Below are 23,294 nucleotides of genomic sequence, written 5' to 3'. Positions count from 1 at the left end.
CAGGGGTGGGTCGCCGGAGCGCACGCAGCGACGTCCCGCATGGTGATCCGTACCGCCGGGCGCGATGTTACCGGCCCGGGTTTCGCATTCGGGCCGGTCCGGGCGCACCGGCGACCGAACCGTTCGATTGTGCGCTTACTCACACTATCCGCCGGGCTCCGAATAGGCGCAGGTACGGCGGGTATTCGGCAGCGGTATGGCAGCGGCGCTACCTTGTCGCCCGGTCACCGCGCCCATAGTCTTGGACGCATGGCCGAGTCCGCGCAGCCACATCTGGCGGCGCGTTCGGGAGGATCGGGCCGACCGAGCGTGCTTACGTCCTACGACCCACGCACCGGGGAAACGGTCGGCACCTACGCCGTCCAGGGTTCCAGCGAGCTGAAACGTGCCGTTCGCGCGGCACGTGCGGCCGAAAAGTGGTGGGCGCACCTGAGTTTCGGTGCCCGCAAGCGATGGCTGCTGGACTGGAAACGCAGCATCGCCAGGCGATCAGGGGAACTGATCGACCTCGTCCGCGAGGAAACCGGCAAGCCCGAGGCCGACGCCGCCATCGAAGTGATGCTGGCGATCGAGAACCTCGACTGGGCGGCCCGCAATGCCGGGCGCACCCTCGGCCGCCGCGTCATCGATTCCACCTGGCTCACTCGCAATCAGCGCGCTTCGGTGGGTTTCCTGCCGCTCGGGGTGATCGGCGTGATCGGCGCCTGGCACAACCCCGTTTTCACGCCGATGGGTTCGATCGCCTACGCGATGGCCGCGGGGAACGCGGTGGTGTTCAAACCGCACGAACTCACCACCGGCGTCGGGGTGTGGCTGGCCCAGACCTGGGCCGAGCTGGCCCCCGATCAGCCGGTGCTGCAAGCGATCACCGGCGATGCGACCACCACGGCAGCGCTGTGCCGCGCCGGGGTGGACAAGATCGCCTACGCGGGCCCGGAAGCCGAGGGCCGCAAGGTGATCGAGCTGTGCGCCCAGACGCTGACGCCGGTAGTGGTCGAATACAGCGGCAAAGGCGCCATGGTGGTGCAGGTCGATGCGAAACTCGACGAGGCCGCCGAGGCGGCGGTGTTCGGCGCCATGGCCAATGCCGGCCAGAACGCCGCCGGTATCCAGCGCGCGTATGTCGCCGAATCGGTGTACGAACCCTTCCTCGATCTGGTGATCGAGCACGCCAGGCGGCTGCGGCCAGGTGCGGCCAGGCACGCCTGCTACGGGCCGATGATCCTCGAAGAGCAGACCGACGTGGTCCGCAGGCAGGTGCGCGACGCGCTGGCCAGGGGCGGACGCGCGGTGGTCGGCGGGCTCGATTCGATCCGTGAGCCGTACGTCGAGCCGATCGTGCTGGCCGAGGTGCCGGAGGAGAGCCTGGTCATCAGCGGCGAGGCGATCGGTCCGGTACTGGTGGTGAACAAGGTCGCCGATATGGACGAGGCGGTGCGGCGGGTGAACGCCGTGGGCAGCGGGCTGTCGGTCTCGGTGTTCACCAGAGACGTCGCCAGCGTCGAGGCCTTCGCCGAGCGGCTGCGGGTCGGCGTGGTGACGGTGAACTCCGCGACGGCGTGCACCGGCATTCCGGCGCTGCCGTTCGGCGGGGTCGGCGAATACGGGCAAGGCCACAGCCACGGCGAACTCGGCCTGCTGGAGTTCACCAGGACGCTCGCGATCGCGCGCACCAAATACCGGGCGCCACTGAAACTCACCACCTTCGAACGCAATTCGCGGCAGCTGCGGATCGCGCGCACGATATTCCGGCTCCGGCACGGGCGCTAGGTATCCGGGATCGACGAGCGGGCCGACGTCGGAGCCGGATTCCGTCGCGAGCCGTCCGCGTCAGCTCGCGGTGCCCAGCAGTGCCGCCATCATCAGCGCGTGCACCCTGGCGATGTGTTCCGGCCGCGCGTCGAACCGCACCAGCCTGCCCACATCGATCACCTGACCGATCGCCGCGTGCACCCGGAAGCGGGCCTCGATGGGATCGCCATCGAGCAGATTGGCCCATTCGAGGACGTTCTGGCGCTGGATCGCGCGCAGCTTGTGCTGCTCGGCCTGCGGCAGATTGCTGAACTCGGCGTAATAGACCGGCATGATCTCCGGCATCGCGAAGCTGAGCCTGGCGTAGCGGTCGGCGATGCGGTCGACGGCGTCGGCGCGGCTGGTGGCCTCGGCCAGCGCCTCGCTGATGGCGATGGCGAGCCGGTCACCGGTGCGGTGGAAGGCCGCGGCCAGCAGATCGGACTTGCTGCTGAAGTAGCGGTAGACGCTGGAGGCGTTGATGCCGACGGCCGAACCGATCTCCTCGATGCTCGCCTCGTGATAGCCCTGCCTGCCGAAGATGCGGATGGCCTCGGTGAGTAGTTGTTCGCGTTTCGAGGTGACCGGAAGCCCGCGCGGCTGCGGCGCCGGATCGGCAGAACTCGGCGCGGGCGGCAACTCGGCGCGCACGATCGCGGTGGACATCTCGCGCAGCAGCGGCAGCAGCCGGGCGGTGGACAGCGCGGTGCGGTGCGCGGAGATGCTGCCGATGGTGCTGAGTACACCGGCGGCCAGCAGCGCGACGTCCTCGGGCGGGGATTGCGGGCGCAGCTGCGCGATGGGCGCGGCGAAGGTGGCGTTGAGGCCGTCGTAGAGCGCCTTGATGCGGGTGCGGTCCTCCTTCTCCAGGTAGCGCCGCTCCCAGCGGTAGAGCCCGGCCTCGCGCCGGATATCGATGGTGTGGTCGGCGACGGCGCGGATCAGCGCGTCCAGACGTCCGGCGGGGTCGAGCGCTGGATCGTCGGCGGCGACGGCGACATCGAGCAGCTGCCGCGCGCCTTCTTCCGCGGCGGCGACCAGCAAGGCGTACTTGTTGGCGAAATGGCGATAGAGCGCGGGACCGGAGATGCCGACCTCGGCGGCGATCTCGTCGACACCGACCGGGTAGTACCCGCGTTCGCTGAAGGCGCGAGCCGCCGCCCGGATGATCTGGACCTTGCGATCCTTGGGCCTGCGACGCACGGTTCGACCGCCCGCCGGCCGCGTGCGCACGAGGTCGACCTCGCTGCGATCGGCGACCATGTTGCTCTCCATTCTGCGGCGGCGCCACCGGTTGACAGCGCCGGACGAATCATCCTAAGTTAACCACAATTCGCAAAGTTAACCACGATTCACGGCCGGTGTCCGCCGAATCGCAGCACAGGGAGCGGAAATGGTCAGCGACGGTTCATCATCCCCGACCGCCGGGTTCACCGCGGTGCGGGACGGCAGGGTTCTCCGGGTCACCCTCAGCAATCCGGGCCGCAAGAACGCCCTCTCGTATCAGACGATGGTCGCCCTCGGCGACACGTTCCTGGCACTCGCCGACGACCCGGGAGTACGGGTCGTCCTGCTGACCGGCGACGGCGCGGACTTCTGCACCGGCGCGGATCTGGCCGCCGACACCAATGGCATCACCCCCGAGATGACGATGGATGCGGCCAACCGGCTGGTCCGCGCGATCGTGCACGCGCCGGTGCCCGTCATCGCGCGGATCCGCGGCGCGGCCGCAGGCGTCGGCGTCGGCATCGCGCTGGCCGCCGACCTGGTCTACGCGGCCGATGATTCCTATCTGCTGCTCGCCTTCATCAATATCGGCCTGATGCCCGACGGCGGCGCGGCGGCGCTGGTGGCCGCGGCGGCCGGACGCCCACTCGCCACCGAGATGGCGCTGCTCGGCAAGCGCCTGCCCGCCCCGGCGGCGCGCCAGGCCGGATTGCTCACCGCGGCGCTCCCGGTCGACGAGCTCGACGGCGCCGTGGCGGCGGCGGTGGACAAGATCGCGCACGGCCCGCGCCGCGCGCTCGAACTCACCAAGAAGGCGCTCAATATCGCCACCCTGCGTGCGCTGGACGAGGTGCTGGACGCGGAGAAGACCGGCCAGGTCGAGCTGCTGCGATCGGCCGACTTCCGGGAGGGCGCGGCGGCGATGCTCGGCAAGCGCAAGGCCGTGTTCGCCGACTGACGCATACCGGTCGCCCCGGCTCCGAGACCGGGGACTATGTTGACCGGCTATGACTTACCTGGTTACCGGGGCAACTGGGTTCAGCGGTCGGTTCCTCATCCCCGAACTACTCAAACGTGCGGATGACATTCATGTAGTGGTGCGGCCGGGGCCGAATTCGGCCGCACGCTTCGACTATTGCGCCAGGGAATGGTCGGCGGGCGATCGGGTGCGGCCGGTGCCGGGCGATCTCGGTGCGCCGGGCCTAGGCATCGACCCGTTGTGGCTGGCCGAGCATCGCGGGCGCATCGACCACGTCTTCCATCTGGCCGCCGGATACGACGAGCAACGTTATCGGGAGGCGCCGCAGCGGCCTCCTGAGGGCCGCGCGCACGGTACCCGCAATGTGGTCGAGCTTGCGGCCGACCTACGCGCGCAGCACCTGCATCATCTGTCCACCGTCGAAGTCGCCGGACGCTTCGAGGGCCTGTTCACCGAGGACATGTTCGAGGTCGGGCAGGAGCTGACCACACCGGCCCAGCGGGCCGCCTTCGATGCCGAGCGGATCGTGCGCGAGTCCGGGCTGAACTGGCGGATCTACCGGCCCTCGATCGTCGTCGGGCATTCGGTGACCGGCGTGAACGACCGCGTCGACGGTCCCTACTACTTTTTCCGGCTGCTGCGGATGGCCGCCCAACTGCCGCGGCTGCTGCCGGTGCTGGTGCCGAAGCTGGGTGAGACCAATATGGTTCCGGTCGATTTCGTGGCGCAAGCGCTGGCCCACCTCGCCCATCTCCCCGGGCCGGGTGCGCAGACCTATCACCTGGTCGATCCGCGTCGCCGCGGCGCGGTGCCGGCCCTGAATCTGTTCGCCGACGAGGCCGGCGCGCCGCACCTGGTCGAGATCATGCCCAAACGCACGCTGGACATGATGCTGCGGGTGCCCGGCGCTCAACGGGTACTCCCCCGGGTCGGGGTGCCGCTCGACATCCTCGAACACAGCGAGTTCAGCTGCTGGTTCGATTGCCGGCACACCACCGCCGCGCTGGCGGGCAGCGGGATCGCGGTGCCGCCGCTGGAGGCGTACGCACCGGTGCTGTGGCGGTACTGGATCGAGAACTGGGTCTAGCTGGCCCGATAAACGCGGACAGGCCCGCGGAAACGACGACAGCCGCCCCGGTATGACCGGAGCGGCTGTCGTGCGTCGGAAGCGGGATCAGATGCCGAGGCCCTTGGCCAGGACCGGCCACGAGCGCTGGAACTCGTCACGCCAGTAACCCCACGAGTGGGTGCCGGAGTCCCGGAAGTTGTAGGTGGCCGGGATGCCGAGCGAGTCGAGCTTGTTCTTCAGGTTGTGGGTGCAGAAGTTGGTGCCCGCCTCGATGACGCCACCGATGACGATCTGGTTGGCCAGGCCGTAGGCGCCGGGCAGCGCGTAGGGGCCGTTGAGGGTGTCGTACATGCCGGGCAGGCCGTTGCCGGTGGAGATGTAGAGATCCAGGCCGCGCAGACCCTCGGCATTCACGTACGGATCGTTCTTGACCCATTCCTCCGAGCCCTGCGGACCCCACATGTTCATGGTGTCGCCGCCGCCCCAGGTCTCCACGGTCAGCTTCACGAACTCCGAGCCCACCGGGTCGCTGGTCTGGGCGCAACCGCTGTAGGCGGCCGCGGCCTTGTACAGGCCGGGCTTGGCGATCGGCAGCGCGAGCACGGTGGTGCCCGAGGTGGACAGGCCCGCGATGGCGTTGGTGCCGTTGGTGCCGAGCGCGCCGTCGATCAGCGGGGGCAGCTCTTCGGTGAAGAAGGTCTTCCACTTGTTGCGGCCGAGCACCGGATCATCGGCGATCCAGTCGGTGTAGTAGCTCCACTTGCCGCCGATCGGCTGCACGACATTGACGTTCTTGTCCGACAGGAAGTCGAGGGCGTCGGTCTTCACCTGCCAGGAGGCGTCGTCCTCGCCGCCGCCCGCGCCGTTGAGCAGATACAGGGTGGGGCGCGGAACCGAGGCGTCGGCCGGGCGCTGCACGTCGATGATGACGTTCTCGTCCATCGCGGTGGAGTGCACGTGCAACCGGATGTTGCGGTCGTCCTTGTACTCGGCCTTGACGATGCGGGAACCGTCGGGCGCGGTGGGGTCGGCCAGCAGGCTCCGGTTGTCGATGATCGGGTCAGCCGCTGCCGCCGGGGATGCGCCGAGTCCGGACATGACGCCCGCGAGAACTGCCGTTGCCGCGATCATCGCCGCGGCACGAGTACCGCGGCGCCGGGTGGGTCGACGTGTCAATTTCGCACCTTCGCTTCTTATCGAGATTTATCGGGCATTCCCATGACGACCAGCTGTCGGTGGGCACCCCGGTCCGGACCGGGACAGACACCGCCGCGTCACGCCCGACCATACGGTCTATGTAGTCGTGACAACAGTGGACATCGTTACCTCACCGTTGCCACCATCATGCCGGAGCCGCCAATATCTGATCATGATCGACCCGCCGTTCGGGCGGGATCGAGCCGGTCGGCCAGCAACGGGCCGATCTCGGCCAGCGCCTCGGGCGAGGTCATCTGATCGTGATCCGCGGCGACCGGATGGTCGGCGACGGTGCCGTCGACGTAGGCGTCCCAGTTCCGGGCCGCCGTATCGTGGCCGGCCGCGCTGAAATAGTCCAGCCTGCCGCGGAACACCCCTGGCCGGTGCTCGGCGATGAGTTCGGCCGAACGGACCGCGCTGCGGTAGATCCGGCGCACCCGCTCGGGTGTGAGCACCGCCATATCCGGCGGGATGGTGGCGTGCAGGGCGGCCAGCGCCTCGTCGGTGAGGTCGTGGATATCGCCGTCGGGCAACTGGGCGTCGCCGATGCCGAGTTCGGCCAGCGCGTCGCGGATGGCGGCGCGGAAATCGGTGACGTCGATGGCGGGATGGCTGTCCAGCATCGCCAGCAGCGACACCTCCTGGCCCGCGGCCTGTAGTTCGGTAGCGATCGCGTGCGCGATCACCCCGCCCAGCGACCAGCCGAGCAGCCGGTACGGGCCCTCGGGCTGCACCGCGCGGATCTCGGCGGCGTAGCGGCGGGCCATCTCGCCCAGCGAGCGCGGCAGGTAGCCATCCTCCGACAGCGCGGGCGACTGCAGACCGTAGATCGGGTACCGGGCGGGCAGATAGCGGGCGAATCCGGCGTAGCACCAGGACAGTCCGTACATCGGGTGGATGCAGAACACCGGGTCGTCGGGCGCGGTGTCGTGCGGTACCCGGGTGCGGATGGGCAGCACCACGCCGAGCGCGGCGTTGGAATCCAGGTCGTAATCGTGCTCGCCGGACAGCACGGCCAGGATCCTTGCGGCCAGATCGGCCGGGGTGGAGTCGGTGAAGAACCACTGCACCCGGATCTCGGCGCCGGTGCGGGTGCGCAGCCTGCTCACCGCACGGGTGGCGATCAGCGAATTGCCGCCCAGGTCGAAGAAGTCGTCGTCCATGCCGACGCGCTCGACCCCGAGGACCTCGGCGAACACCTCGGTGATGGTGCGCTCCAGCGGTGTGGACGGCGCGCGGAACGGACGGCCCGACAGTTGCGGCACCGGCAGCGCCATCCGGTCGAGTTTGCCGCTGGCGTTCAACGGCATCCGCTCGAGCACCACCACGGCCGAGGGGACCATGTAGGACGGCAGCGCGGCGCGCGCGTGGGCGAGCAGTTCGCGGTCGTCGACGGTGTGGCCCGGCGCGGCGACCACATAGGCCACCAGGCGATCGCCGGTGGCGGCGCGCACCAGGGAGACGGCCGCGTGACGCACCGACTCGTGGCCGAGCAGGATCGTCTCGATCTCGCCGAGCTCGACGCGCTGACCGCGCAGCTTCACCTGGAAGTCGCTGCGGCCCAGATATTCCAGTGCAGCGCCGGTGCCCGTGCCGGTCCAGCGGACCACGTCACCGGTGCGATAGAGGCGGGTGCCGTTCGCGCCCGCGACGAAGCGTTCGGCGGTGAGCGCGGGCCGGTCGTGGTAGCCGCGGGCCAGCTGCACACCGGCGACGTACAGCTCACCGGCCGCGCCGGGCGGCACCGGACGCAGCTGCCGATCCAGCACCAGCACCCGGGTATTGGCGACCGGGGTGCCGATCGGGATGGCGGTGACGTCGGTGTCGGTGACCGGGTGCGCCGTCACGACGGTCGCCTCGGCGGGCCCGTACCAGTTGATCAGCGCGGTGCCGGGCAGCGCGGCGGTGAACGTCGCGGCGGTCTCCCCCGACAAGGCCTCACCGGCGGCGAAAACCCGGCGCAGCGACGGGTATTCGGCCACAGCGGCACCACTGGCCACCGGGTCGAGGAACGCGTCGAGCATCGAGGGCACGAAATGCACCGTGGTGACGGCGTTCTCGGCGATGGTGTGGGACAGGTAGGCCGGATCGCGGTGCCCGTCGGGTTCGGCGATCACGATCGACGCGCCGGTGTGCAGCGGCCAGAACAGCTCCCAGGTGGAGATGTCGAAGGTGATCGGCGTCTTGTGCAGCACCACATCGCTCGGGTCGTGCGGGTAGGTGCGCTGGGCCCAGCGGAACTGGTTGGCCATCTGCCGGTGCGTGATCATCACACCCTTGGGCCGGCCGGTGGAGCCGGAGGTGTAGATGACGTAGGCGATGTCGTCCGGGCGCACCCGGGCGCCGGCGAATCCGTCGGCCGGTGCGAGGTACAGCGTGTCCACCGCGACCACCGGAACGCCGGTGCCGGTGGTGAATCCGTCGGCGGTGGTGGTGAGTACGCAGATCGGCGCGGCACCGGCGAGCACGTATTCGCTGCGCTCGGCGGGATGGTCCGGGTCGATCGGTACATAGCCCGCCCCGGCGCGCAGCGCGGCGTAGATCGAGACCACCAGGTCGAGGCCGCGTCGCATGGCGACACCGACCAGCGTGCCGGGGCCGGCGCCGAAGTTGCTCAGCTCGGCGGCCAGCGCCCGCGACCGGGCGTCGAGTTCGCGGTAGCTGAGCACCGCGTCGCGGTAGCGGACGGCGGGCGCGTCCGGAGTGCGGGCGACCTGGGCATCGAACAGCGTCAGGAGGGTGGCGTCGTCGAGCAGTTCCGGCACGTCGGTGGCATTGTGGGCGGCCAGTTCGGCCGCCTCGGCCGGGAGCAGCACGTCGATATCGGCGACCTTGGCCTGCGGTTCGGTGACGAACCGGCCGATCAGCGCCTGCAGCCTGCGCGCGAGCGCGTCGGCCGCGTCGGTGTCGAACAGGTCGCGCAGGTACTTCACCGATACCCGCAGCTGATGGTCGAGCACCACCATGACCGTCACCGGATAGTGGGTGCCGTTGACGGCGCCGACGCCGGTGATGTTCATGCCGTCGATGGCACTGGCCTCGGCCAGCCCCTCCCGGTCCACCGGGAAGGACTCGAACACGACCAGGGAATCGAACAGGCCCTCCACCCCGACGGCGTCCTGGATATCGCTGAGCCCCAGGTAGTGGTAGCCGAGCAGATCGGCCTGTTCGGCCTGCAACTGCCGCAGCAGTCCGCCGAGGGTGTCGGTGGCGCCGAGACGCACCCGCACCGGGATGGCGTTGAGGAACAGCCCGACCATGGCTTCCACACCGTCGAGCTGCGGCGGGCGACCGGAGACGGTGGCGCCGAACACGACGTCGTCGCGGTCGACGCTGCGCCCGATCAGCAGCCCCCACGCGGCCTGGACCACGGTGTTCACCGTGACGCCGAGGTGGGCGGCCAGCCGGGTCAGCGCGGTCGTATCGGCCTGGGACAGTTCGAATCCCACCTCACCGACACCGGCCGAGATCTCCCGGCCCGGATCCACCGGCGCCAGCGGCGTCGGCTCGGTGATGCCGTCCAGCGCGGTGCGCCACGCCTGCCGCGCGGCCTCCGGATCCTGCGTGATCAGCCAGGCCAGGTAGTCGCGGTAGGGCGGGACCTGCGGCAGATGCCGCGAGTTGCCGCCGAGGGCGTAGAGGGTGAGCAGATCCTTCATCAGCAGCGGCATGGACCAGCCGTCGATGAGGATGTGATGGCTGGTGACCAGCAGCTGGTAGGCGCTTTCGGCGCCGATTCCGGCCGCGCTGGTGCGGATCAGGGTGAAGCGCAGCAGCGGCGCGGTGCGCATGTCGAAATGGTCTGCGAGATCGGCGGATTTGATCCGTTCGGCCTCGGCCGCGGCGGCGGCCGGGTCCAGATGCGAGAGGTCGATCATCCGCCACGGGACCTCGATGCCGTCCTGCACGATCTGCACCGGCGCGCCCTCGGCGTCGTCGGCGAAGGCCACCCGCAGGTTGGCGTGCCGGTCCAGCACCGCCTGCGCGGCGGCCTGCATCCGGGCCGGGTCGACGGTGCCGCCGAGGTCGAGCACGAACTGGGTGGTGTAGACGTCGACGGAGGTATCGGCCAGCAGCGCGTGGAACAGCATGCCCGACTGCAATGGCGTCACCGGCCAGGCATCGATCAGTTGCGGGTAGTCGCGGGCGAAACGGTCGATATCGTCCTGGCGCAACGAGATCAGCGGGAAGTCCGACGGGCTGAAACCGCCGGCGTCCGGCCGCAGCCCGTGCTCGGCCAGTCCGCCCAGTGCCCGGATCCAGTGCTCGGCGAAGGTCTTCACCTCGTCGGCGGAGAATACCGCTGCCGCGTAATCGAATCGGGCGAGCAGACCGTCATCGGTGGCGTCGACGGTCAACGCGAGCAGCAGATCGTCGGCCGGGGCGTCGGTGTGCACCCGGGCCGGGCGCAGATCGCGGTAGCGCAGCGCGAAACGTCCACGACCGAAATCGCGCAGGCCCGCGGCGGCCTCCGGATTCAGGTAGCAGAGCAAGCCGTAGCCGACGCCGCGTCCCGGCACCGCGCGATGCAGTTCCTTGATCTGGGTGAGCGCCGCACCCGCGGACCGGCCGCCCACCAGCGCGTCCGAGACGTCGATGCCGTCGAGGCGCAGCGGCAGCGGGTAGGCGGTGCGGAAACCGCCGACGATATTGCTCGCGTCGATCTCGGCCACGCCACGGCCGTCGGCGTCCAGGCGGATCACCGAACCCACCGCGCGGGTGACGGATTCGCGCTGCGCGGTACGCAGGGCCAGCGCGACGGCGGTGAGCAGCACCTCGTCGACGGTGGCGTGGTAGGCCTCGGCCACCGCGGCCACCGCCTCGGTGCCCTCGGCGGTGATGGTGAGCGAGACCCGGCGCCGGGAGCGCAGATCGGCGGCGCCGGTGGGCAGGTCGTCGCGGGTGGCGGCGGCCAGCGTCTGCTGCCACCATTGCGCCTCGGCGGTCATGGCGGGCGAGTGAGCGCGCTCGGCGAGCGAGCGGATCAGCGCGCCGAGACCGGATTCCGGTGCGGCGGGGGCGGCGTGCCTGCCGCGGTTCCATGCGGTGGTGAGCTGATCGATGATGGTCCGCCAGGACACATCGTCGACGACCAGCGCATTGGCCACCACCACCAGCCGGAAGGCCTCGGGGGTTCCGGTGGCCACGAAGTGGATGTTGCGGCCCTGTTCCGGATCGAGGGCGTCGACGGCCGCGCCGACGACGTCATCGATGGGCAAGGTGGTCTCGCCGAGTTCGGGATCGAGCCAGCTGAAGTGGGGCTCGTCGCGATCGGCGGCGGCGGGGATGCGCAGCACCGGGGCGGCGCCCGTCAGGTCCAGGCGTGCCCACAGCATCGGATGCTGATCGAGTACCGCGCCGACCGCGGTCTCCACCGCTTCGGCCGGGCAGCTGGCGGGCACCTCGAGCACGATGGCTCGCGGCTCCACCCCGGTACCGCCGTGCTCCAGCAGCCGCATCGCGGTGGGGGTGGCGGGCAGCTCACCGGCCTCGTCGCCGGGCGCGCCGGCGACGGTGGCCGCGGCGGCCAGCGCCTCGACCGTCCTGGCCTGGAAGACGTCGCGCGGGGTGAAGTCGACGCCCTTGGCCCTGGCCCGCGACACCACCTGGATGGAGACGATGCTGTCGCCGCCGAGGGCGAAGAAATCGTCGTCGAGGCCGACCTGCTCGACGCCGAGCACGTCGCCGATGACCTCGGCGATCACCTGTTCAGCGGTGCTGCGCGGGGCCCGGTAGGCGCGGGTCTCCAGCATCGGCTCCGGCAAGGCCCGCCGATCGAGCTTGCCGACCGGGGTCAGCGGGATCTCGTCGAGCACCACGATGGCGGTGGGCACCATGTAGTCGGGCAGCACCCGGCCCAGCTGGGTGGTCAGCTCGGCGACATCGGGGGTGGCGCCGCGCTCGGGCAGCACGTAGGACACCAGAATGGTGGCGCCCGCGGCGGTCTCGCGTCCGATGGTGACCGCGAAGTCGATACCGGGCTGGGCGGCCAGCGCGCTGTCGATCTCGCCGAGTTCGATGCGGAATCCGCGCACCTTCACCTGGAAGTCGTTGCGGCCCACATACTCCACCTCGCGGCCGCGCCAGCGCACCACGTCGCCGGTGCGGTAGAGCCGCTCCCCCGGCGCACCGTAGGGGTCGGCGACGAAGCGCGCGGCCGTGAGCCCGGGCCGCGCGTGGTAGCCGCGGGCCAGCTGGATACCGCCGAGGTACAGCTCACCGGCGACGCCCTCGGGCACCGGCCGCAGCCTGGCATCGAGCACCAGTGCCCGCATGCCGCGGATCGGCGCACCGATGGTCACCGGATCGCCGGGACGCAGCGGATCGCTGATATTGGTCATGATGGTGGTCTCGGTGGGCCCGTACCCGTTGTGGAAGGCGCGCCCGTCCACCCCACCCCACTTGGCGACCAGCTCGGCCGGGACGGCTTCGCCGCCGGCGACGATGCCGCGCATACCCGACAGCGCCGACGAATCCAGCGACGCCAGCACCGACGGGGTGATGAAGGCATGCGTCACGCCCTCGGCCCTGATCAGCTCGGCCAGCTCGTCGCCGCCGAACATCAGCGGCGGCGCCACCACCAGGGTGCCCGCCGACCCGAGCGCGAGCAGCAGCTCCAGCATCGAGGCGTCGAACGACGGTGAGGCGAAAGCCAGTGCGCGGGTGGAGGTGTCGAGCTGGTAGCGCTGCACCTGCTCCGCGCTGAAGTTCGCCAGGCCCGCGTGGGTGACGACGACGCCCTTGGGCAGGCCGGTGGAGCCGGAGGTGTAGATGACGTAGGCGGCGTTGGTGGCGCGGATCGGTCCACGCCGGTCGGCGGCGGTGATCGGGCGATCCGACCGTCCGGCGACGTCCATGGTGAAGCCGCGATCGTCCATCCGGATCCAGCCGCCGCCGGTCATCGGCGGCAGCTCGTCGAGTTCGGCGTTCATCGTGATGCCGAGCGCCGCACCGGAATCGCGCACCATGTGCGCGATCCGGTCGGCCGGGTAGGTCGGGTCGATCGGGACCAGCGCGGCGCCGGTCTTGGCGACGGCCCACAGCGCGAGCACCGATTCCACCGAGCGGCGCAGGGCCACCGCCACCAGCACATCCGGTCCGGCGCCGCGCTCGATCAGCGCCCGCGCCAGCTGCGCGGAGGCGGCATCGAGCTCGGCGTAGCGGAAGGAGCGCTCGCCCACCACGAGGGCGACGCCATCGGGATTGGCGGCGACGGCGTCGGCCATCAGCTCGGGCAGGGTGCGCACCGGTTCGGCCGGTGCGCCCGCGCGGCTGATCAGGTCGAGGCGTTCGGAACCGTCGAGGATGTCCAGATCGCCGACGGCGCGGCTGCTGTCGCGGGCGACGGAGGCCAGGATGCGGCGGAATCGGCGCCCGAAGTCCACCACTGTCGACTCGTCGAACAAGTCACGCGCATAGGTGAATTCGGCCGCGATTCCGGCTTCGGCGCCGTGCTCGTCGCGCTGCTCGCGCACTGTGAGCAGCAGATCGAATTTGGCGGCGTCGGCGGCCGGATCGAGGGCGGCGAAGCTCAGCCCGGGCAGCTCGAAGCCGGTGGCGGCCAGGTTCTCGAACGACAATGCCACTTGGAACAGCGGATGACGGCCGGCCGAGCGTTCCGGGTCCAGCGCTTCCACCAGCCGCTCGAACGGAATGTCGGCGTTGGCGAAGGCGCGCAGATCGGTGTCGCGGTTGGCGGCGAGCAACTGGTCGAAGCTCAGCTCCGGCGCGACCCGGGTGCGCAGTACCAGGGTGTTGACGAACATGCCGATCAGGTCGTCGAGTTCGGCCTCGCCGCGCCCCGCGATGGGGGTGCCGACGGCGATGTCGTCGGTGCCGGACATGCGCGACAGGAATACCGTCAGCGCGGTGTGCACCACCATGAACAGGGTGGCGTTGTGCGTGCGGGCGAGCTCGGTGAGCGCGGCGTGCACGCCTGCGTCGACGACGAACTCGGTCTTGCCGCCTGCGAAGCTCTGCGCCGGTGGACGCGGCCGGTCCGACGGCAGATTCAGCTCGTCGGGCAGGTCGGCGAGCTCCTTGGTCCAGTAGTCGAGCTGGGCGCCCGCCACCGAGTCCGGATCGGTCTCCTCGCCGAGCACCTCGCGCTGCCACAGCGCGTAATCGGCGTACTGCACCGGCAGCGGCGTCCAGGCGGGTTCGTTGCCGTTGCTGCGGGCGGCGTAGGCCAGCATGAGGTCGCGGGTCAGCGGGCCCATCGACCAGCCGTCGGCGCTGATGTGGTGGGCCACGAACACCAGCACGTATTCACTGCCCGCGAGCTGGAAGAGCTTGGTGCGGAACGGGACTTCGGCGGTGACGTCGAAGCCGGCGCCCACCACCCCGGCCACCTCGTGGCCCACCCGTTCCTCGCCGATCTGAGCGGGGGTGAGGTCGACGGGCACCTCACGCGGCGCCAGCACCTGCTGAACCGGGCCGTCGGGGGTGTTCGGGTAGATGGTGCGCAAAATTTCGTGGCGGGCGACGATATCGCCGACCGCCTGCTCGAGCGCCTGCACATTCAGCTCGCCGGAGAGCCGGATGGCGGCCGGGATGTTGTAGACGGCGGCCGCGGTGTCGAACTGGTTGAGGAACCACATGCGCTGCTGGGCGAACGACAGCGGAATCCGGTCCGGTCGAGGCTTCGCCACCAGCGGGACGCGTGCGGTCTCGGTCGCGGTGTGTTCGACCTTCACCGCGAGCGCCGCCACGGTCGAGGCCTCGAACAGCGCCCGCACCGGCACCCGGGTCTCCAGCGCCGCGCCGATCCGGGCGGCGACCTGGGTGGCCAGCAGCGAGTTGCCGCCGAGGGCGAAGAAATCGTCATCGGCGCCGACCTGGTCGATGCCGAGCACCTCGCCGAAGACGCCGGCCACGATCTCCTCGACCGGTGTTGCGGGAGCGCGGTATTCGCGCGCCTCGAACTCCGGTTCCGGCAGCGCGTTGCGGTCCAGCTTGCCGTTGACGTTCAGCGGCAGCGCATCCAGCACCACGAACGCCGAGGGCACCATGTACGAGGGCAGAGCCGAGCCGAGGGCGGCGAGCACCTGGGGCAGGTCGAAGCCGGCACCGTGCGACCCGGCGGGCACCACGTAGGCGACCAGCCGGTCACCGGTGTGCGGATCCGACTTCGCCAGCACCGCGGTCTGCGCGACCTCCGGCAGCGCCAGCAGCGCCGCCTCGATCTCACCGAGCTCGATGCGGAAGCCACGGATCTTCACCTGGAAGTCGGTGCGGCCCCGGTACTCCAGCTCACCATCGCGGTTCCACACCACCAGGTCGCCGGTGCGGTACATGCGCTCGCCGTCGCTGAACGGGTCGGCGACGAAGCGGTCGGCGGTCAGATCCGGGCGGCCGAAGTAGCCGCGGGCCAGCTGCGCGCCGGCCAGGTACAGCTCACCGGGCACGCCCACCGGAACCGGCCGCAACCGGGCATCGAGGACGTAGACCCGGCTGTTCCATTCCGGCGCGCCGATGGGCACGGTCGCGCTGTCGGCGGCGGTGACCCGGTGGGTGGTGATCGAGACGGCGGCCTCGGTCGGGCCGTACAGGTTGTACAGCGCCACACCGGGATTCGCGGCCAGGAAACGCTGGGCCAGTACCGCGGGCAACGCCTCGCCGATGGCCAGCACCCGGCGCAGCGCCGGCGGCGCGGTGTCGGAGGCGATGAGCAGCGCGTCCAGCATGGACGGCACCACATGCAACGTGGTGACCTGCTCGCGCACCATGAGGTCGTGCAGGTAGGCGGGGTCGCGATGACCGTCGGGTGCGGCGATGACGAGCCTGCCGCCGCTCACCGCGGCCGACCAGAACTCCCACACCGACAGGTCGAAGGTGGCCGCCGTCTTCAGCAGCACGGCATCATCGGCGCCGAGCGCGAATTCGGACGTCTTCCATCGCAATTGGTTGACGATCGCGGCGTGCGGCACCGCGACGCCCTTGGGCCTGCCGGTCGAGCCGGAGGTGAAGATGACGTAGGCGGTGTGGCCGGGGCGGATCGGCGCCACGCGTTCGGCGTCGGAGATGGGCGCGGCGGAGGTCAGCGGGTCGACGTCGTCGAGACGGACCAGCAGCGCCTGATCGGTGCGGAAATCGGTGGCGGCATCGGTCAGCACGCAGACCGGTCGCGCGGTATCGAGGATGTGGCCGGTGCGTTCGGCCGGTTGGTCCGGATCCAGCGGGACGTAGGCGCCACCGGCCCGCGACACCGCGTACATGGCGATGACCAGCTCGGGCGAGCGGCGCAAAGCCAGCGCGACCCGGGATTCCGGACCGACGCCGAGGGCGAGCAGCTGCCGGGCCAGCCGGTTGACGCGGGCATCGAGTTCGGCATAGGTGAGCCGGCTCGACGCACCCTCCCGATCGGCGACGATCGCCACGGCCCCGGGCGCTGCCGCGACCGTGCGATCCAGCAGGGTGACCAGCGTGGTCCGCTCCGCCTCGGGCAATTCCCGGCGGGTGTCGTTCCAGGTGGTGAGCACATCGGCGCGTTCGACCGGATCGAGCAGGTCGATATCGCCGACCGCCGCGCCCGCATCCGCGACCACGGCCTTCAGCAGCCGGACCAGCCGATCGCCGAAGGCGCGGACGGTGGCGGCGTCGAACAGGTCGGTGGCATAGGTGAAGAAGCCGCCGAGGCCCGCGGGCGCGCCGGATTCGTCATAGACGTCGGAGACGATCAGATGCAGATCGAACTGCGACACGTCCAGATCGGCGTCCACGGCACCGACACTCAGCCCCGGCAATTCCAGTTCCGCCCGCGCGACGTTCTGGAACGACAACCCGACCTGGAACAGCGGATGCCTGGCGGTCGAGCGCGGCGGGTTCAGCACCTCGACCAGCCGCTCGAACGGCACGTCGGCGTGCGCGAAGGCCTGGAGGTCGACCTCGCGCTGGCGGGCGAGCAGGTCCTCGAACGAGGCGCCGCCGTCGACCCGGGTCCGGAAGACCACCGTGTTGACGAACATGCCGATCACGTCATCGAGCTCACGCTCACCACGCCCGGCGACCGGGGTGCCGACGGCGATATCGTGCTGCCCCGACAGCCGCGCCAACAGTACGGCGAACGCGGTGTGCACGACCATGAACAGGGTGGCGTTGTGGCTGCGCGCGAGATCCACCAGACCGGCGTGGGTGCCCGCATCGATCGACACCTCGACCCGGCCACCGGCCATCGACGCCACCGCCGGACGCGGCCGGTCCGCGGGCAGTTCCAGCACATCGGGCAGTCCGGCCAGCTGCGCACGCCAGAACGCGAGCTGGCGCGCGGCAACGGATTCCGGATCGGATTCGTCGCCGAGCACCGCACGCTGCCACAGCGCGTAATCGGCGTACTGCACCTTCAGCGGCGCCCACGACGGCGCCTCGCCCGCCACTCGCGCGGCGTAGGCCACCATCACGTCGCGCACCAGCGGACCCATCGACGAGGCGTCGCCCGCGATGTGATGCACCACGACCGCGAGCACATACTCGGGCGCCGAACCCTCCGGCAGATCGGAGATCTCGATCAACCGGACCCGGACCGGCACTTCCTCGGTCACATCGAACGGCTGCGCGGCCAGCGCGTGGACCGCGCCCGCGACGTCGACCTGTGCCAGCCGGCGCACCGCCACATCGAGGCCGACCTGCCCGGCGGGCAGCACCACCTGCACCGGGCCCTGCGGCGTCTCCGGGTACACGGTGCGCAGCACCTCGTGCCTGGCGACCACGTCGTCGAGGGCGGCGCCGAGCGCGGCGGTATCCAGCGCGCCGGTGAGCCGCAGCGCGAACGGCAGGTTGTAGGCGGCCGATCCCGCCGCGGCGGCAGCGCCTTCGCCCTGGTCGAAGCGGTTGAGGAACCACATGCGCCGCTGTGCCAGCGACAACGGCAGCTGCGGCGGGCGCGGGATGCTGCCGAGCGCGATGCGGTGACCGTCGGTGTGGGTCTGCGAATCGAGCGCGGCGGCCAGCGCCGATACCGTCGAGGTCTCGAACAGCGCGCGGACCGGAACCCGCGTATCCATCGCCGCACCGAGCCGCGCGACGACCTGGGTGGCGACCAGCGAATTGCCGCCGAGGGCGAAGAAATCGTCATCGGCGCCGACCCGGCTCAGCCCGAGCACTTCACCGAACACACCGGCGACGATCTCCTCCACCGGCGTGGCCGGCGCGCGGAAGGCGCGCGTCTCGAACACCGGCTCGGGCAGCGCCTTGCGGTCCAGCTTGCCGCTCGGGTTCAGCGGGAAGGCGTCGAGCGCGACGATGGTCGCGGGCACCATGTAGGCGGGCAAGGTCTCGCCGACGGCCGCGAGCAACGCGGTCTGGTCGATGCTGTGGCCGGGTGCGGGGACGGCGTAGGCCACGAGCTGGTCGCCCAGCGACGTCGGCACCACCAGCGCCACCGCCTGGCTCACCGACGGCTGCGCCAGCAGCGCGGTCTCGATCTCGCCCAGTTCGATGCGCTGACCACGGAACTTCACCTGGAAATCGGTGCGGCCCAAGTAGTCCAGGCGATGCGGGGTGGTGCTGGTGGCTTCGCGCCACACGCACAGATCGCCGGTGCGGTACATGCGCTGACCGTTGCCGAACGGGTTGGCGACGAAGCGGTCGGCGGTCAGGTCCGGGCGGCGCACATAGCCGCGGGCCAGCTGATCGCCGGCCAGGTACAGCTCGCCCGCGACGCCGGGCGGCACCGGGCGCAACCGCGAATCCAGCACGTACACCCGGGTATTCCACTGCGGCAACCCGATCGGCACACTGCGTTCGATGGAGCCGGCGGCGGGCCAGAAGGTCACCGAGACCGCGGCCTCGGTGGGGCCGTACAGGTTGTGCACATTCGCCGTGCACACCGCGCGCAGCGCCGCCACGGTCTCCGGCGGCAGCGCCTCACCGATGACGAACACCTCACGCAGCGTCGGCACCGCGCCGGGGCGGGTGTGCGCGGCGAAGACGGTGAGCATCGACGGCACGAAGTCGGTGACCGTCACCTGTTGTGCGGCAATGGTTTCCGCGACGTATGCGGGATCGCGATGCCCGTCCGGGGTCGCCACGATCAACCGCGCGCCGGCGCGCAGCGGCATGAAGTAGCCCCACAGCGACACATCGAACGTCGTGGCGGTTTTTTGCAGGTACACGTCGTGGAAGCCGAGCGGGTACTCCGCGAGCATCCAGGTGATCTGGTTGTGGATGGCCGCGTGCGAGACGGAAACGCCCTTGGGGCGGCCGGTGGAGCCGGAGGTGAAGATGACGTAGGCCGGATGGTCGGGCCGGACCGGGCGCAGCAGCTCCTGCGGACGCACCGGTGCGGCGTCGAAGCCGGACAGGTCGGCGGTATCGATGTGCAGCGCGGGGGTGCCTGCGGGCAGCGACCTGGCGTCGGTGCTGGTGGTGACCACGCAGACCGGTTGCGCGGTGTCGAGGATGTGCGCGATGCGTTCAGCCGGATGATCGGGGTCCAGCGGCACATACGCGCCGCCGGCGGTGACGATGGCGTACATGCCGACCACCAGGTCCAGCGAACGCCGCACCGCGAGACCGACCAGCGATTCCGCGCCGACACCCTGGGTGATCAGCAGCCGCGCGAGCTGGTTGACCCGGTCGTCGAACTCGCGGTAGGTGAGCTCCTCGCCCTCGTACACCACGGCCACCGCGTCCGGGCGCTGCTCGACCGTGCGCCGGTAGCCGTCGAGCAGCAGTTCCGGCGCGACCGGGAAGCGGGTGTCGTTCCACTCGCGCAGCACACGATCGCGGTCGGCCGGGGCCAGCAGGTCGATCTCGCCGACCGGAACCTGCGGGTCCGCGGCGACACCGGTCAGCACCCGGGCGAAACGCTGGGCGAATTCGGCCACCGTCGGCTCGTCGAACAGATCGGTGGCATAGGTGAACTGGGCCGACAGGCCCGCGGCGGCGCCGTCGACGGTGCGCGGCACGATCGTCAGCTGGAGGTCGAATTTGGCCACCGCACCGGCGAATTCGACGCCCTCGGCGGCCAGACCCGGCAGTTCCAGCCGCGGCGCGCTCATGTTCTGGAAGAACAGCGCCACCTGGAACAGCGGATGATGCGCCTGCGAACGCACCGGATCGAGCACCTCGACCAGCCGCTCGAACGGCAGCTCGGCATGCGCGAACGCGGCCAGGTCGGCGTCCTTGACCTCATCGAGCAGGTCGGTGAACGAGGACCCGATATCGACGGTGGTGCGCAGCACCAGCGTATTGACGAACATGCCGATGAGCGCGTCGAGTTCGCGTTCGCCGCGGCCCGCCACCGGCGTGCCGATGGTGACGTCGTCGGTGGCGGCCAGCCGCGCCAGCAGCACCGCGAAGGCCGCGTGCACCACCATGAACTCCGAGGCCCCGGTGTGCTGGGCGATCTCGGCCAGCCGGGCATGGGTTGCGGCGTCGATCTCGAAGTCGTAGACCGCGCCACGACCGGAGGCGATCGACGGCCGCGGCCGGTCGGCGGGCAGTTCGATGCGATCCGGCACACCGGCCAGCGCGTCGCGCCAGAACCGGATCTGGGTGGCCGCCAGCGATTCCGGGTCGTCCTCGGAACCCAGCACCTCGCGCTGCCACAGCGTGTAATCGGCGTACTGCACCGCCAGCGGCGCCCACGAGGGGCGCGCACCGTTGCGGCGAGACAGGAACGCCGCCAGCAGGTCCCGCATGAACGGCGCGACCGAGGCGCCGTCGGCGGCGATATGGTGCACCACCACGGCGATGACGTGCTGTTCCGGCCCCACCTCGGCCAGCGCCATCCGCAGCGGCACCTCCGCCGCCACATCGAAACCGGTCAGTGCGAGCCGGCCGAGCCATTCCGGTAGTTCGGCCTCCGACACCGGTTTCGGTGCCAGATCCGGCACCACCTCGGCGGCGGACACCACCACTTGATAGCCGGTGCCGTCGATGGCCGGGTACATCGTGCGCAGCGTTTCGTGCCGGTCGATCACGTCGGCGACCGCGGCTTGCAGCGCGGCCACATCGAGCAGGCCGTCCAGGCGCACCGCGAACGGGATGTTGTTGGCCGCCGAGGCGGTGTCGAACTGGTTGAGGAACCACATGCGCTGCTGGGCCAGCGACAGCGGGATGTGCTCGGGGCGCGGCATGGGCGTCAGCGGGCGCCGTCCGCCCGCACCCTTCAACGGTTCCAGCTTGCGCGCGAGCCCGGCCACCGTGGGCGCTTCGAAGATCAGCCGGGCGGGCACCCGCGCGCCAACGGCCTCACCCAATCGGGCGGCCACCCGGGTGGCGATGAGTGAGTTGCCGCCGAGTTCGAAGAAATCGTCGTCGGCGCCGACGGGTTCGCCGCTGCCGAGCAGTTCGCCGAACACCTCGGCGACGGCCTGCTCCAGCGGACCACTCGGCGCGCGGAACACCCTGGTCTGCAACTGCGGTTCCGGAAGCGCGCGTCGATCCAGCTTGCCGACCGGCGTCAGCGGGATCTCGTCGAGCACGGTGATGGCGGTGGGCACCATATGCGCGGGCAGGCTGCGTTCGGCGAACGCGTCCAGTTCCGCGACATCGATGACGGCACCCGGCGCGGCGTGCACATAGGCGGCCAGGATGATCGCACCGGATTCGAGCCGATGCCCGACGGTCACCGCGAAATCGACGCTGTCGTGCGCGGCCAGCACGGCGTCGATCTCGCCGAGCTCGATCCGGAAGCCACGGATCTTGACCTGGAAGTCGTTGCGGCCCAGGTATTCCAGCTCGCCATCGGGGGTGATGCGGACCAGGTCGCCGGTGCGGTAGAGGCGAGCGCCGCTGGGGTCGAACGGGTTGGCGACGAAGCGCGCCGCCGTCAACGCGGGCCGCGCGTGGTAGCCGCGCGCCACCTGGGCGCCGGCGATGTAGAGCTCGCCGACGGCACCGTCGGCCACCGGCATCAGCCGCTCGTCCAGGACGTGTTCGGTGATGGCGCGGATCGGCCCGCCGATGGTCACCGGTTCGCCCGGCACCAGCGGCGCGCTGATATTGGTCATGATGGTGGTCTCGGTAGGACCGTAACCATTGAAGAATTCGCGGGTGCGGCCCTCGGAAATGGGCAGCACCCAGCGGCGCACCAGCTCCGGCGGACACGCCTCACCACCGGCGACGATCACCCGCAATTCGTCAAGGCCCGCCGGATCCACCGAGGCCAGCGCGGCCGGGGTGATGAACGCGTGCGTCACGCCTTCGCGGCGCAGCAGCGCGGCCAGCTCGTCGCCGCCGTACACGGTGGGCGCGACCACCACCATGGTGGCCGGGCCGCCCAGCGCCAGCAGCAGTTCCAGCACCGAGGCGTCGAACGACGGTGAGGCGAAATGCAGGGTGCGCGATTCCGGGCCGACCCGGTAGCGCTCGCGCTGCTCATCGCAGAAACTCGACAGGCCGGCCTGGGTGACCACCACACCCTTGGGCAGACCGGTGGAACCCGAGGTGTAGATGACATAAGCCGGATGTTCGGCACGCAGCGGCCGCACCCGGTCGGTATAGGTCACCGGGTCGACCGGGTAGCTCTCCAGCGCCCGCGCCGTCTCCGGGGTGTCGATGAGCAGCCATTGCACCCGATCGGGCAGGTCGTCCCGGACCGCGGCCACGGCCAGGCCGAACACCGCACCGGAATCGGCGACCATGTGCTCGACCCGGTCGGCGGGATAGTTCGGGTCCACCGGCACGAAACCGGCGCCGGTCTTGGCGACCGCCCACACCGCGATGACCGATTCCAGCGACCGCGGAATCCCGACCGCGACCAGATCCTCCGGCCCGATCCCGCGCGCGATGAGCAGATGCGCCAGCCGGGTGGAACGTTCGTCCAGCTCGGCGTAGGTGAGGCTGCCGAGCGAGGTGGTGGCATCGGCGTAGGTGACCGCGACACCACCCGGATTCGCCTCGACGGCGGTGGCCAGCAATTGCGGCAGGGTGGTGACCCGCGGGCGCCGGATGCGGGTGGGGCGAACTCGTGCCGGACGCGTCATGCCGGCATCGTCCCCCGGACCTCGCCGCGCCACTGCCCGCCCACCGGTTTCATGTAGCTGCCTCACCCTGCCTGTAGTCGTGTCATCGGCCATGCGGGAC

At 70.4% G+C, this 23,294-nt stretch carries 6 protein-coding genes; 3 read left to right on the top strand and 3 right to left on the bottom strand.

Annotated elements, in window-relative coordinates:
- Positions 1–249: 249 nt before the first annotated feature.
- Complete coding sequence (locus AC4HOU_RS14515; RefSeq protein ID WP_175585929.1) at positions 250–1,770, top strand: aldehyde dehydrogenase family protein; 1,521 nt, start codon at positions 250–252, stop codon at positions 1,768–1,770.
- A gap of 60 nt (positions 1,771–1,830) precedes the next feature.
- Here AC4HOU_RS14515 and AC4HOU_RS14510 read toward each other — a convergent pair whose 3' ends face one another.
- On the bottom strand, positions 1,831–3,054 hold the full coding sequence (locus tag AC4HOU_RS14510; RefSeq protein WP_195006957.1) for a TetR/AcrR family transcriptional regulator: 1,224 nt from the start codon (positions 3,052–3,054) through the stop codon (positions 1,831–1,833).
- A gap of 130 nt (positions 3,055–3,184) precedes the next feature.
- On the opposite strand from AC4HOU_RS14510, the gene AC4HOU_RS14505 reads away from it, so the two are divergent.
- Together AC4HOU_RS14505 and AC4HOU_RS14500 are read left to right on the top strand one after the other, a co-directional pair.
- Complete coding sequence (locus AC4HOU_RS14505) at positions 3,185–3,976, top strand: enoyl-CoA hydratase (protein ID WP_163814430.1); 792 nt, start codon at positions 3,185–3,187, stop codon at positions 3,974–3,976.
- Positions 3,977–4,025: 49 nt separating this feature from the next.
- A complete protein-coding gene (locus tag AC4HOU_RS14500; protein ID WP_195020616.1) occupies positions 4,026–5,084 on the top strand; it encodes an SDR family oxidoreductase in 1,059 nt (352 codons plus the stop codon).
- A gap of 87 nt (positions 5,085–5,171) precedes the next feature.
- Here the strand turns inward: AC4HOU_RS14500 and AC4HOU_RS14495 are convergent, their stop codons facing one another.
- Together AC4HOU_RS14495 and AC4HOU_RS14490 are read right to left on the bottom strand one after the other, a co-directional pair.
- Entirely contained in the window at positions 5,172–6,197 is a 1,026-nt protein-coding gene (locus AC4HOU_RS14495) for an alpha/beta hydrolase (RefSeq protein WP_163814445.1), read from the bottom strand.
- Positions 6,198–6,433: 236 nt separating this feature from the next.
- The gene (locus AC4HOU_RS14490) at positions 6,434–23,227 is read right to left on the bottom strand and encodes a non-ribosomal peptide synthase/polyketide synthase (protein ID WP_490724623.1); all 16,794 of its coding nucleotides are present in this window, start codon (positions 23,225–23,227) and stop codon (positions 6,434–6,436) included.
- Between the last annotated feature and the right edge of the window lie 67 nt (positions 23,228–23,294).

Source organism: Nocardia sp. JCM 38205 (assembly GCF_058222935.1).
This window is presented reverse-complemented; position numbering and strand designations above follow the sequence as displayed.